Source organism: Pseudomonas sp. OE 28.3 (assembly GCF_014268205.2).
Lineage (GTDB): Bacteria > Pseudomonadota > Gammaproteobacteria > Pseudomonadales > Pseudomonadaceae > Aquipseudomonas > Aquipseudomonas edaphica.
In genome coordinates this window covers 5,424,563-5,437,014 of record NZ_CP077082.1, presented here as the reverse complement: position 1 = coordinate 5,437,014, position 12,452 = coordinate 5,424,563, and the positions used below count along the sequence as shown (strand labels likewise).

Genomic DNA, 12,452 nt, shown 5'->3' with positions numbered 1-12,452 from the left:
CGGGTCATTGCCGAGGTGCCGAAATCTGGTCCAGCAGTTGCTTGAGCACCTGATCCACTTCCAGCCCGTCAATGTCCAATTCGGGGGCAATACGCACGCGATGGCGCAGCACCGCCAAGGCGCAGCCCTTGATATCGTCCGGGGTAACAAACTCGCCGCCGCGTAGCAAGGCCCGGGCGCGGGCGCCGCGAACCAGGGCGATGGAGGCACGCGGGCCTGCACCGATGGTCAGCCCCGGCCAACTGCGAGTGGCGCGGGCCAGGCGCACGGCGTAGTCGAGTACTTGCTCATCCAGCGGCAGTTCGCTGGCAATTTGCTGCAACTGCAACACGTCCTCTGCCTGCAGCACCGTGCGCAATGGCTGCACATCCAGCATGTCGGCCCTGGAGGAGCGGGTGACTTCGCGGACCATCTCCAGCTCCTGCTGCGCATCGGGGTAGTCCATGCGTACTTTGAGCATGAACCGGTCCAGCTCGGCCTCGGGCAGGGGGTACGTGCCTTCCTGTTCGATGGGGTTCTGGGTCGCGAGCACCATGAACGGTTGGCCAATGGGCAGCGCTTCACCCTCGAGGGTGACTTGGCGTTCCTGCATGGCCTCAAGCAGGGCGGCCTGGGTCTTGGCGGGGGCGCGGTTGATTTCATCGGCCAGCAACAGGTGGGTGAACAGCGGCCCCTTGCGCAGCTTGAACTGCTCACTGTGCAGGTCGTACACCGCGTGGCCGGTGACATCGCTGGGCATCAGGTCCGGGGTGAACTGAATACGTGCAAAGTCGCCACCAAAACAGCGTGCCAACGCGCGAACCAACAGGGTTTTGCCTAGGCCCGGTACACCTTCGAGCAGTATGTGGCCACCTGCAATCAATGCGGTCAGCACGTCGTCGATCACCTGGTCCTGGCCAATCACCGCCTTACGCAGTTCAACACGCAGAGCCTGTGCCTGCTGGCTGGCCTTTTGAAGGCTTTCGGCAGTTGGGGCGGTGGCTGATTGAAATTCGCTCATAGGGCATTCCTGAGGGTTTGCAGGCTCGCCACCTGACGGCTGAAATCGGCGCTGGTGAGCCGTTTTGCCGGGAGTGGGTCGAGGGCCTGGCGGATGACGTGGGAGGGTTGGCGCGTCAGGCGTTCGAGGACCTGCCATTGTTCGTCGCTGTCGAGGTGTTCAAAGCCTGGGTGGCGTCGTCGTGCAGCCCGCTGGATATCACGCTGCAAGGCGTGCAGCAGCGTGCCTTGGCCACTGCGGCGCAGCAGGAAGTCGGCACTGGCCTTCAAATGTTCCTGTAACTGGCGACGTGCCTTTGGCGCGGGCGCCTGGGTCGGCCCCTGGCGCATGCCGGCGTGCCAGAGTGCCAGGGCAATCAGTGCGCAGAGCGCCACTAACGCCTGGGGGAAGTTGCGCATTAGCAGGGTGAGCAGATCGTCTACGTCGCTGTTGAACAGCAGTGTTACATCCGTCCCCCGGTTGAGATACCACAACAGCCAGGCGTTATCGTGTTTGCCGATGCCTGGGGTTTTCCACAAGTCGCTGTCGGTTACAACCGTTACGGTGCCTTGGCCGAAGTTGCGTTGCATCAAATGGCTGGACTTGCCGCTGTTGGCGGAGAACTGCGCCAGGTGTCTGGGGTCGGTGAGGTTGAAGTCGGTATCGAAGCTGAAATAGGCCGGGGCGGTCTCATTGTCGACGTAGAGCTTGGTCAGGTCCGGTACTTTCTTTTTGCGTGGGGAAGCAGGCTCGTCAAGGCCCTCGCTGAGTGTCTGGTGGAAGCCCAGCTGATCCAGCAGCAGGTCGCCGCTTTTACCGGTTTCCTCATCCCAAAGCGCTTCGGCAACCAGCAGCAAATGGCCACCGGATTTTGCCCAGTCCAGCAGTTGCTCAGCCTGGCGCGGGGTCATGTTGCTGCGCTCGCCCAGCAATACCAGGCTATGCCCCTTGGCTGGCTGATCGGCCAGGTGCTCAAGGCTGTTGGCGTGTTCCACGGCCAGGCCCTGCTGGCGCAGGAAGTATTCAGCCGCCAGGTAGGGGTTGGCGATGGCTTGTGGCGATGGGCCGCGATCGACTATTTCGTCGTAGGGGATCGCCTTGTGCCAAACATAAAGCCCACCTGCTCCAAGCACACAGGCCAGCAGCAGGCCGACCCACAGCATGGGGCGGTTCATTGGGCGGCTCCCGTACTGAACAGGGCGCGCCAATCGCGGCACAGTTGCTGTTGTACCAAAGCCGGCGGCAGGCGGTGGCCATAGGCGAGGTTTTGCCAGTGGTGTGTCAGTGCATCACTGAAGGCCAGCAGTTGTGGCTGTTGCAGTTGGTGGATGCGCTCCAGGACCTGGCCTTCGGTATCGGCGCTTTTCAGGGGCAGGTTGAAGTCGTGCAGCAGTCGGTTGAGCAGGCCGCGATACAGCAGGCCGAGAGCTTCCCTGGGGTGGGTGGACCACAGCTGTTCGGCGGTGCTGGCAATGTCGTCAGGCAAGGTCTCGCTGCCCAACGCCAGGCCGAACAATTGTGCAGGGGCCGCTTTGGCGGTTTTGGCTTTGGCTGGCCCGCGTCGACTGACGAAGGTGTGCAGCCACTCCCGATAGCGCCAGACAACTAGCGCGAGGCCAGTCGCCAGCAGGCCCCAGAGCAGTACCTCCAGGCCGAGGGCGGCGTTTTTGAAGGTATTGCTGTTGAATCCGTCCAGTAGCGCCTGAAGCCAGGCCGGAAGTTTACCGTCACCCTTTACCTTGTGTTGCGCGGCGTTTTTTTCGTCGCCAAAACGGTAGCGAGTGACGGTTTCCGGGTGCTTGAACGGGGGGCTGTCCAGCAGCGCCTTGATCGATTGGCTGGCGGCCTGGGTGGTGACTTGTTTGGCCGGTCCGGGCTCGTCCGCCATGACGGGGCGGCTGAATGGCACGAGCATCAGCCCAGCCACCAGCAGCAACGTTGCGACGCTGCTCAGGCGTTGGCGTAATCGGCGGAACACCAGTTCAAGGTCCCAGGCTTCCAGCACGGTGCGGCGGTTGAGGTACAGGCTGAAGCCGCAAGCGACATAAATGGGCTCCCAGAACACCAGAATCAGTGCGTAGAAGGCGTTACTCAAATGCTCCAGCCACAACCCTTCCGAGCCGCTTGCCAGTGCCAGCCGTTGCCAGTCCCAATCGAGTTCCAGTTGCTGCGGGATGAACAGGTAAAACAGTGCCATGCAACCGAACCACAGGCCGATTTCCATATGCACGCCAATGGTGGTCAGCCAGCGTGCGGCGCCGGCGTTGCGTTGCAGCAGCACCCCCAGGCGTATTTGACGGGCATTGCCATCCAGGCCTTCAAGCTGGCTCACCGGCATCACAAAGCTGCGGCTCAGGCTCAGTCGCCTCCAGGTCAGGCTGGCCAGCAGTTGGCCTTTGAGCAGGCGCGGCCACTGGCGCACAGCCTGCTTGAGGCTGGGTGTCTCGCCAAACAAGGCCTTGGAGAGGATGTACAGTGGCAAGCGGTCAAAGGCCGGTTTTAACCACCAGAACACAAACATGGCCATGGACGGGTATCGCCACAGCAGCACGGTCAGCAAAATGAATATCGGCAACGTCACCATTGCCCAACTGCTCATTAACAGCAGTCGATGTTCCTGGGCCATCAGTACGCCCAGGTCCATGGCTTCCCAGGAGGTGCGGGGCCGAATTACCACGCTGGCCTCACTCAGGCGCATGGTGAGTGCGTCCGGCAAGCGTGAGGTAGGCGGCAACCAGCAGCCACAGCCCGGCGCCCGTTGAGTATTTGATCCAGGGCGTGATCGTGGTGGAGGAAGACCAATAGGCTTCAATAAACGCCGCGATCAGCAGCAATAGCATGACGCCGCAAAGCATCCGCACGCTTGTGCGTGCCGCCAGCCGCAGGGATTCGCCGCGAGTCAGGTGCCCGGGAGCAATCACCGCCCAGCCCAATTGCAAGCCTGCCGCCCCGGCCAGGGCGATGGCCGTGAGTTCGAAAGCACCGTGGCCGATGACAAACGACCAGAAGGTCTGGCCATAGCCGATCTCGGTGAGGTGGCCGGAGATGGCGCCGATGATCAGGCCGTTGAAAATCAGAAAGAACACGCTGCCCAAACCAAATAGCAAACCGGCGGCAAAGGTCTGGAAGGCAATCCCGATGTTGTGCATCACGTAGTAGCCGAACATCATCCAGTCTTCACTGGAAGCGCGGTCGGCGGCACGCCCCAGGTGGCCAGCATCCGGGTCATACATGCTGTGCATTTCGGCGACCTGCGCGGGGCTCACGATGCTGTAGATAAGGTCTGGAAACAGGTAGACCAGCAACGCAACGCCCACCAGGCTGCCGAAGAACAGCACGCCGGCGATTAACACGAAACGCCATTGTTCGCGCACCAGGCGCGGGAAGCCCGCCAGGATGAAACCCAGTACATTCGCGCCCAATTGGCTGCGGTGGCGATACAACTGCTGGTGGCCCCGCAGCGCCAGTTGTTGCAGGGGATCTATCAGATAGCTGCTGTAGCCACGCTCCTGGGCCAGGGCGAGGTGCTGGCACAGGCGTCGATAATGGTGGGGGAAGTCAGACATATCGCTGGCCTTGGCCTTGCCTTGCTCCAACTGTATGAGTTGTGCGGTGAAGGCTTGCCACTGCGGCTGATGGCGGCTCTCGAACAGGCTCTGCTTCATGCTGGCCCCACTAAGCCGCGCGCCACGCCATTGAGTTGTTCTACCGCGCGAGCCGGCGATACGTGTAACGGCGTTGCCAGGATGGACGCCAGTTCGTGCACCCGATCGGCGGACAACTCACTTTGGCGTTCAGCGAAACCCAGTATGGCGCGTTGTTCGCTCAGCTCCAGCGTGAAGGGCAGGCGCAGGGCGGCGGCTTGAGGCACCTTGGGGCGCGCCAGTGGCTGTTCGCGGTAGACCACCAGGGTGCCCGCAGCGAGGTCGCCGAGCCGTTTGAAGTGAGGGTGTTGCAGGCAACTGATGGCGCCGAGGAAGTAGCCCAAAGGCAGCATGTCGACAAAGCGCAGCAGGTTGCGGATGAGTGAAGCTGGCCAGCCAATGGGTGTGCCGTCGTCCTGAATGACGCGCAAGCCCATGACCTGCTTGCCCGGAGAGCAGCCCTGGTTAAGGACTTCGAACAGCACCATGTACCACCAACTGATCAGGAACAGCAGCAGCGAGCCCAAGCCAATACCGATATTGCCAAGCAACGCCAGCGGCACGAGCAGGATACCCATGATCAGGCCGCGCAGTCCCAGGTCGAAAGCAAAAGCCAGTGCGCGTGGCATCAGGCCGGCCGGGCGCAAGGGCAAGTCTATGCCCTCGGGGGTCTCGATCGGGTAGTGGGTATCCAATGGAACTGATGGCATCGCGATCCTTGGCAGTGCGGGCGGCTTGAAGACACGGATGCTAGCAGTGTCGACGGTGGAAGCAACCTTTCAAGGTTTTGCTGGATGTTTGTACAGTAATCTATCGCTGGCCCCGAGTGCCTTGCAGCGCCTAGACTTTGTCGATCTTCAGCACAGGAACAGCCCGTGACTACCATTTTCTGGTACGACTATGAAACTACCGGCATCAACCCCCGCAGCGATCGCCCGTTGCAGGTTGCCGGTATTCGTACCGACCTCGAGCTCAACGAGGTCGGCCCGCCGGTCAACCTTTATTGCCAGCCAAGCGACGATATCCTGCCGCACCCGGCTGCCTGCGCCATAACCGGTATCACCCCTGGCATTCTGGCGGAAAAAGGCCTGGCCGAAGCCGACTTCATGACCCGCGTGCACGCCGAGCTGGCTGCGCCTGGAACCTGTGGTGCCGGTTACAACACGTTGCGCTTTGACGATGAAATGACGCGCTACAGCCTGTACCGCAACTTTTTTGATCCGTATGCCCGTGAGTGGCAGGGGGGCAATAGTCGTTGGGACTTGATCGATGTGGTTCGTACGGCTTACGCACTGCGCCCCGAAGGCATTGAGTGGCCGCAGCAGGACGGGCGTGTCACCCTCAAGCTGGAGCGTTTGACCCAAGCCAATGGCATCGACCATGGCCATGCTCACGATGCCCTGTCGGACGTGCGAGCCACCATAGCCCTGGCGCGGCTGATCCGCGACAAGCAGCCAAAGTTGTATGACTGGCTGTTTCAACTGCGCAGCAAGCAGCGGGTGATGGATCAGATCCGCCTGTTGCAGCCCATGGTGCATATTTCCGGGCGTTTCTCCGCCGAGCGTCATTACCTGGGTGTGGTACTGCCCCTGGCCTGGCACCCGCGCAATCGCAATGCGTTGATTGTCTGTGACCTTGGTCTCGACCCGCAGGGTTTGCTCGACCTGGACGCCGAAACCTTACGCCAGCGGCTTTACACGCGCCGTGATGAGTTGGCGCAAGGTGAGTTGCCAGTGCCGCTCAAGTTGTTGCATATCAACCGCTGCCCGGTGGTCGCGCCATTGAATGTGCTGCGCGCACAGGATCGCGAACGCCTGAACTTCGATATGGACGTGTGCCAGGCGCGGGCGCTGCGACTAACTGACGCACAGGAAGTTTGGCGCGACAAGTTGGCAGCCATTTATGCCGAGGAAGACTTTGCACCGAGCACAGACCCGGAGCAGCAGCTCTATGACGGTTTTATCGGTGACCGCGACCGACGGTTATGCGAACAAGTCCGTGTGGCTGAACCGTCACAGTTGGCACGTCAGCAGTGGCCTTTCGATGATCATCGATTGCCGGAATTATTATTCCGTTACCGTGCGCGTAACTTTCCTGACACCTTGGACAACGATGAGCAACAACGCTGGAAACTTTTCTGTCAGCAACGTTTGTCGAGCCCGGAGTGGGGCGCACCCAATACCCTGTTGGCATTTAAGCAGGCACGTGAGGAGTTGGCTGTTAGTGCTACAGCGTTTCAGCGCCAGGTGCTCGATGAATGGCAAGAGTATGCCGACTCTTTAGCCGCTCGCCTGGGCCTGTAGTCAGGCACTTGCAAAATATTCGGACAATAAAAAACGCCAGCAAGCTGGCGTTTTTATTGTGTTGCATATCAGGCAGAAGCCCGATCAGGCTTAGCCCAGCAGGGTAGCCCAACCTTCTACCACGTCGCCGCCCCACTTGGCTTTCCACTCTTTCAGAGTCTTGTGGTTGCCACCTTTGGTTTCAATCACTTCGCCGTTGTGCGGGTTTTTGTACTGCTTGACCTTGCGAGCACGCTTGGTGCCGGTAGTTTTCACAGCGCCACGTGGTGCTTTAACTTTGGATTCCGGATCCAGCAGCGCGATGATGTCACGCAGGGATTTGGAGTACTCACCCATCAGGGTGCGCAGTTTGCCTTCGAATTCCAGCTCGGTTTGCAGCTTGTCGTCTTGTGACAGGTTCTTCAAACGGGCTTGCAGTTCTTTGATAGCTTCTTCGGTGGCGCGGTATTCGTTGATCAAGGACATGTGGACTACCTTATGTAGAGCGCTGATTGACAGTGAGTGGCCTAATAATAGTCAGGCAATTTCCCCAAGTAAACATTTAAGAAGGCATTTATGTGAATTACGTTGAATGTTTGTGGCAATGCTATGCAATCGAGTTAATTAATAGGTGGTAGGTGTAAAAATAATTCTGTTTATTTTGCATAACTGTCTGAGCCTCGGAAGGGCGTTCATATAGCGGCGGTAAAACCTTACGCTATTAAGGGGTGTCGCCAGGACCGGGCGACAGAATAAGGTGCAAGGAGTACTGCAGTTTTTCTGCGTAATCGCTAGAATGGCGGCCTTTGCGAAGTTCTGGAGTTTCCCCCTAATGCGCACTTTTCGGCTGGTGATTGCTTGCCCGGACCGGGTTGGTATCGTTGCCAAAGTCAGTAACTTTCTGGCCTCCCACAACGGCTGGATCACCGAGGCGAGCCATCACTCGGACGATCTCAGTGGTTGGTTTTTCATGCGTCATGAGATACGTGCCGACACGCTGCCCTTCGGCCTCGAAGCGTTTCGCGAGGCGTTTGCGCCGATCGCTGAAGAGTTTTCGATGACCTGGCATATCACCGACACCGAGCAGAAAAAACGTGTCGTGCTGATGGCCAGCCGTGAATCCCACTGCCTGGCCGACTTGCTGCACCGTTGGCACAGCGATGAGCTGGACTGTGAGATCGCCTGTGTGATTTCCAACCATGATGACCTGCGCAGCATGGTCGAATGGCATGGCATCCCGTACTACCACGTGCCGGTCAACCCACAGGACAAGGAACCGGCATTCGCCGAAGTCTCCCGCCTGGTCAAGCAGCACGAAGCCGATGTAGTCGTGCTGGCGCGCTACATGCAAATCCTGCCGCCGGAACTGTGCAGCGAATATGCCGGTCGAGTGATCAACATTCACCACAGCTTCCTGCCATCGTTTGTGGGTGCCAAGCCGTATCACCAGGCCTCCCTGCGCGGTGTGAAGTTGATTGGCGCAACGTGCCACTATGTCACCGAGGAGCTCGACGCCGGCCCGATCATCGAGCAGGACGTAGTGCGCGTCAGCCACAGCGACAGCATTGAAGACATGGTGCGTTTCGGCCGTGACGTCGAGAAGATGGTGCTGGCCCGTGGCCTGCGTTACCACTTGGAAGATCGCGTGCTGGTACACGGCAACAAGACTGTGGTGTTCTGACAGCCGCGTTTAAGTTGAAGAAAAAAGGGCCTGGGCGTTAAATCGTCCCAGGCCCTTTTTTTGTCCGCCATGAAGGATTAAGCGATGAGCGATCCACTCGATAAAGCCACCTCCAAGGCCCCAGCGACGCTGGGCGAAGGGTGTTTGAGCCGTTTTGACCCGGATGACCTGGACGCGGAGGACGGCACCGAGTTTCCCGGTGCCGCCGAGCTGTGGCGGCAGGAGCACACTAAAACCGATCCCGAGCAAGCCTAGCGGTCCGCCGCCTTAACGCTCGGCGGGCGCAGGGATCAGATCCGGAAGCTGCCCACCAGCTGTTTCAAGCGTGCGGCCTGTTGTTCCAGGTCGGTACAGGCGCGCAGGGTTGATTGCAGGTTTTCCACACCTTCCTGGTTGAGGGTGTTGATCTCGGTGATGTCCATGTTGATCGACTCCACCACCGAAGTCTGTTCCTCGGTGGCGGTGGCCACGGACTGGTTCATCCCGTCGATCTCGCCAATGCGTTGGGTCACGCTGTTGAGACGCTCGCCAGCCAGGTTGGCGATCTCGACGCTCTCCAGGCTATGGCGTTGGCTTTCACTCATGGTGCTGACCGAATCCCGGGCGCCGACCTGCAACTCTTCAATCATCTTTTGCACTTGTTGCGCCGATTCCTGAGTGCGATGTGCCAGGTTGCGCACCTCATCGGCCACCACCGCAAACCCGCGCCCGGCTTCCCCGGCTCGCGCGGCTTCGATGGCTGCGTTCAGCGCCAGCAGGTTGGTTTGCTGGGAGATGCTGGTGATCACCTCCAGAATCTGCCCGATGTTCACGGTCTTGCTGTTGAGCGCTTCGATATTGCTGCTGGAGGCGCTGATCATCTCGGACAGTTGGTTCATTGCCTTGATATTACGCTCGACCACTTGCTGGCCGTCCTCGGCCAAGTGCCGGGCATCGCTGGCCTGATGGGAAGCCTGCGCGGCGTTACGTGCAATTTCTTGCGCAGCAGCGCCCAGTTCGTTGATGGCGGCGGCCACGCTGTTGGTGCGGTTGGCCTGCTCGTCAGAGTTGACCATCGACGAGTTGGAAGCGCTGACCACTCGCAGGGCCACTTCATTGACCTGCTCGGTGGCCGAGGACACTTCGCGAATCGAGGTGTGAATGCGCTCCACGAAGCGATTGAAAGCATTACCCAGCGTGCCGAACTCGTCGTGATTCTGGATGTTCAGGCGGCGGGTCAGGTCACCTTCGCCATCGGCGATGTCCTGCATGGCGCGGGTCATCACGTGCAGGGGTTGCAGCAGCACTCGGATCAGCATGCCGAGCAGCGCGATGATGATCACAACCGCAATGATCGTGGCGATAACGGCCGAGGTGCGAAATTTGCTGAGCATGGCGAAGGATTTATCTTTATCCACCGAAATACCCAGGTACCAGTTCACCGACGGCAGGCCTTTGATGGGGGTGAAGGTCACGATGTTGTCTTTGCCATTGGCTTCGACTTCGCTGAAATCACCACTGATCTTCGGGGTGTTTTTTGGGTACATGTCGGCCAGCGTCTTCATCACCAGGTTCTTGTCCGGGTGCACCAGCACTTTGCCGTCAGCGCTGACCAGGAACGCGTAGCCCATGCCGCCGAAGTTCAGCGCGCCGATGTTATCCACCAGCGTTTGCAGGCTCAGGTCGCCGCCGACCACGCCGATGCTTTGCCCCGCCTTGGCGCTGGGGGTAGCGACGGAAATGATCAACTGGCCGGTCGCTGCGTCGATGTAAGGTTCGGTCAGGGTTGAGCCGTTACTGCTTTGGGCGCCTTTGTACCAAGGGCGCACCCGTGGGTCGAAACCGTCCGGCATCTTGGTGTCGGGGCGGATGGTGAAGGCGCCTTTGCTGTCGCCCACGTAGGTGGCCATGAACGAGGATGTCAGGGTTTTCTGCTCGAGCAGGCCAGCAACTACGGCGGGTTCAGGGTTGATCGCGATGTTCTGTGCAGCGTTTTCGACCAGGGCAATACGCCCGGTGAGCCAGGTTTGAATGTTGCTGGCGGTGACATCGCCCATTTCATGCAGGTAATTATTGAGGTCGTCGCGAATCGCGTTGCGTTGCAGGTAGTCGTTGTAGAGGGTAAACAGTGCAAAAGCGGCGATGACGATAAGGGAGGCTGCAAGCAGGATTTTGTGGCTGAAGCGCAGGTTTTTATTCATGGCTTGTAGGGTCCGCTAAGGTCTTAATATCCGAAGCGCGTCCTTGTAGGATGCGCAAAATGACAGCGTCAAAAAAGGTGTGATACTGCTTGTGATAATTCCGGTGGTCCCTGTGAGAACTATCTGACCTATTTTTAGACTTTGTGGGTCTTACCTCTGTCTGTATCGACCTGACGGCACTAAAGATTAACCAAAGGTGACGAAATGCCTGATTCCTCGCAACTCCTTATCGGCGCCGGCCTGGACGGCCAGCCCATCGCCCAGGCCATGCGCTTGGCCAACCGTCACGGGTTGATTGCCGGCGCGACCGGCACAGGTAAAACCGTCACGTTGCAGCGCTTGGCGGAAGCCTTCAGCGATGCGGGTGTGGCCGTGTTTGCCGCTGATATCAAGGGTGACTTGTGCGGCCTTGGCGCTGCGGCCAACCCTCAAGGCAAGGTGGCCGAGCGCATTGCGGGCATGCCCTTCCTCAATTACAGCGCGAAGGCGTATCCGGTAACACTGTGGGATATCCACGGGCAGTCCGGTCATCCGCTTCGCACCACCATCAGCGAAATGGGGCCGTTGCTGCTTGGCAGCCTGCTGGAACTCACTGACAGCCAGCAATCGGCGCTCTATGCGACTTTTAAGGTGGCCGACCGCGAAGGCCTGTTGCTGCTGGACCTCAAAGACCTCAAGGCCTTGCTCAACCACTTGCGTTATCACCCGGAACTGCTGGGCGACGACGCGGCGCTGATGACCACCGGTTCCAGCCAGGCGCTGTTGCGGCGTTTGGCGGTGCTGGAGCAGCAGGGCGCCGAAGCCTTGTTTGGCGAGCCTGCCCTGCAGCTTGAAGATATCTTGCAGCCTGCCGGCGATGGTCGTGGGCGCATTCACCTGCTGGACGCGAGCCGCTTGGTGCACGAGGCGCCCAAGGTCTATGCGACCTTCCTGCTGTGGCTGTTGGCCGAGTTGTTCGAACAACTGCCGGAGCGTGGCGATGCCGATAAACCGTTGCTGGCGTTGTTTTTCGATGAGGCGCATTTACTGTTCGCCGATACGCCCAAGGCATTGCAGGATCGCCTGGAGCAAGTGGTGCGTTTGATCCGTTCCAAGGGCGTGGGTGTGTACTTTGTCACTCAATCCCCAGGGGATTTGCCTGACACGGTATTGGCGCAACTGGGCTTGCGTATCCAGCATGGCTTGCGGGCGTTCACCACCAAAGAGCAGAAATCCCTGCGTGCGGTGGCGGACGGTTTTCGCCCCAACCCGGCGTTCGATACCTTGTCGGTACTGACTGAGTTGGGCACCGGTGAGGCATTGGTGGGGGCGTTGCAGGAAAAGGGCACGCCGGAAGTGGTCCAGCGCGTGCTGGTGGCGCCGCCGCAATCGCGGATCGGGCCGCTCAGCGAAGCCGAGCGTGCTGCGATCATCGCCAGTTCGCCTTTATTGGGGCGCTACGACAAGCCAATTGACCGTGAGTCGGCCTATGAAGTGCTGATGGCGCGCAAGGAGCTTGGCCCGACCGAGGAGGCCAAACCGGCCGCCGAAGAGCCGAGCTTTACCGACAAGGCCGGAGCGTTCCTGGGGACTACAGCAGGTAAGGCGCTCAAATCCGCCATGCAACAGGCGGCCAATCAAATGGGACGGCAGTTGGTGCGCGGGTTGTTGGGCTCGTTGCTGGGCGGCAGTAAACGCAAGTAGCGG

At 59.6% G+C, this 12,452-nt stretch carries 11 protein-coding genes; 4 read left to right on the top strand and 7 right to left on the bottom strand.

Annotated features, from left to right (window positions below):
- Positions 1–4 precede the first annotated feature (4 nt).
- The 5 genes from HU759_RS24410 to HU759_RS24390 are packed head-to-tail and all read right to left on the bottom strand — an operon-like array spanning position 5 to position 5,333.
- Positions 5–1,000, bottom strand: coding sequence for a MoxR family ATPase (locus tag HU759_RS24410; RefSeq protein ID WP_186617268.1), 996 nt, complete (start codon positions 998–1,000; stop codon positions 5–7).
- A complete protein-coding gene (locus HU759_RS24405) occupies positions 997–2,154 on the bottom strand; it encodes a DUF4350 domain-containing protein (protein ID WP_099549382.1) in 1,158 nt (385 codons plus the stop codon). The genes HU759_RS24410 and HU759_RS24405 overlap by 4 nt, the downstream gene beginning before the upstream one ends.
- Positions 2,151–3,677, bottom strand: a complete 1,527-nt coding sequence (locus HU759_RS24400) for a DUF4129 domain-containing protein (protein ID WP_169985153.1) — start codon at positions 3,675–3,677, stop codon at positions 2,151–2,153. Before HU759_RS24400 ends, HU759_RS24405 begins: the two co-directional genes overlap by 4 nt.
- Entirely contained in the window at positions 3,664–4,644 is a 981-nt protein-coding gene (locus HU759_RS24395; RefSeq protein ID WP_017139788.1) for a stage II sporulation protein M, read from the bottom strand. Before HU759_RS24395 ends, HU759_RS24400 begins: the two co-directional genes overlap by 14 nt.
- The gene (locus HU759_RS24390) at positions 4,641–5,333 is read right to left on the bottom strand and encodes an RDD family protein (RefSeq protein ID WP_017139789.1); all 693 of its coding nucleotides are present in this window, start codon (positions 5,331–5,333) and stop codon (positions 4,641–4,643) included. The genes HU759_RS24395 and HU759_RS24390 overlap by 4 nt, the downstream gene beginning before the upstream one ends.
- 165 nt (positions 5,334–5,498) lie before the next feature.
- On the opposite strand from HU759_RS24390, the gene sbcB reads away from it, so the two are divergent.
- A complete protein-coding gene (gene sbcB / locus HU759_RS24385) occupies positions 5,499–6,926 on the top strand; it encodes an exodeoxyribonuclease I (RefSeq protein WP_099549385.1) in 1,428 nt (475 codons plus the stop codon).
- A 90-nt stretch (positions 6,927–7,016) separates the two neighbouring features.
- Here the strand turns inward: sbcB and mvaT are convergent, their stop codons facing one another.
- Positions 7,017–7,391: a histone-like nucleoid-structuring protein MvaT gene (mvaT, locus tag HU759_RS24380; protein ID WP_005790963.1), complete on the bottom strand. Its 375-nt coding sequence runs from the start codon at positions 7,389–7,391 to the stop codon at positions 7,017–7,019.
- A gap of 346 nt (positions 7,392–7,737) precedes the next feature.
- Between mvaT and purU the strand changes: the two genes are divergently transcribed.
- Together purU and HU759_RS24370 are read left to right on the top strand one after the other, a co-directional pair.
- Positions 7,738–8,586, top strand: coding sequence for a formyltetrahydrofolate deformylase (gene purU, locus HU759_RS24375; RefSeq protein WP_017139791.1), 849 nt, complete (start codon positions 7,738–7,740; stop codon positions 8,584–8,586).
- Positions 8,587–8,670: 84 nt separating this feature from the next.
- Positions 8,671–8,841, top strand: a complete 171-nt coding sequence (locus tag HU759_RS24370) for a hypothetical protein (RefSeq protein WP_017139792.1) — start codon at positions 8,671–8,673, stop codon at positions 8,839–8,841.
- A 35-nt stretch (positions 8,842–8,876) separates the two neighbouring features.
- On the opposite strand, the gene HU759_RS24365 is transcribed toward HU759_RS24370, so the two are convergent.
- Positions 8,877–10,766, bottom strand: coding sequence for a methyl-accepting chemotaxis protein (locus HU759_RS24365; protein WP_017139793.1), 1,890 nt, complete (start codon positions 10,764–10,766; stop codon positions 8,877–8,879).
- Between the two features lie 204 nt (positions 10,767–10,970).
- On the opposite strand from HU759_RS24365, the gene HU759_RS24360 reads away from it, so the two are divergent.
- Positions 10,971–12,449 carry a helicase HerA-like domain-containing protein gene (locus tag HU759_RS24360; protein ID WP_017139794.1) on the top strand — a complete coding sequence of 493 codons (1,479 nt, stop codon included), beginning with the start codon at positions 10,971–10,973 and terminating at the stop codon, positions 12,447–12,449.
- Positions 12,450–12,452 lie beyond the last annotated feature (3 nt).